The organism is Neisseria sp. P0021.S007 (assembly GCF_051956855.1).
The window spans coordinates 1-542 of the sequence record NZ_JBQCXA010001043.1; the positions used below are offsets into that span (position 1 = coordinate 1).

Consider the following 542-nt stretch of genomic DNA (forward strand, 5'->3'; position numbering starts at 1 on the left):
CTGGTGTTGTCTGTAGCGGCAGGTTTGTCCATCGATACCCTCAGCCATTATCTGGGCGGCACACGCCGTATCGTACGCATCATGCCCAATACGCCGGCCAAAATCGGCTTGGGCGTATCCGGTATGTTTGCCGATGCAGGCGTTTCAGAAGCCGACCGTACAGCTGCCGACGGCATCATGCGCTCTGTCGGCACGACCATTTGGCTGAACGAGGAAGAGCAACTCCACAATATTACCGGCATCAGCGGCAGCGGCCCCGCCTATGTTTTCTATCTGTTGGGCGCGCTCCAAAATGCGGCTTTGGCACAAGGTTTCAACGAACAAGATGCACGCGAACTGAGCCTCGCCACATTTAAAGGCGCAGTGGCTTTGGCCGAACAAACCGGCGAAGCATTCGCACAATTACAGCAAAACGTAACTTCCAAAGGCGGCACGACACACGAAGCCATCGAAACCTTCAAAGCCCGTCACGTTGCCGAAGCCATCGAACAGGGTGTAGAAGCCTGCGTCAAACGTTCGCAAGAAATGGCGCAACAATATAA

The 542-nt window shown here is 54.8% G+C and carries 1 protein-coding gene; it reads left to right on the forward strand.

Annotated elements, in window-relative coordinates; translation table 11 throughout:
- Nucleotides 1-542 (forward strand): pyrroline-5-carboxylate reductase family protein (locus tag ACTHUR_RS17420; RefSeq protein WP_440399970.1); only part of this gene is annotated, 542 nt, incomplete at both ends.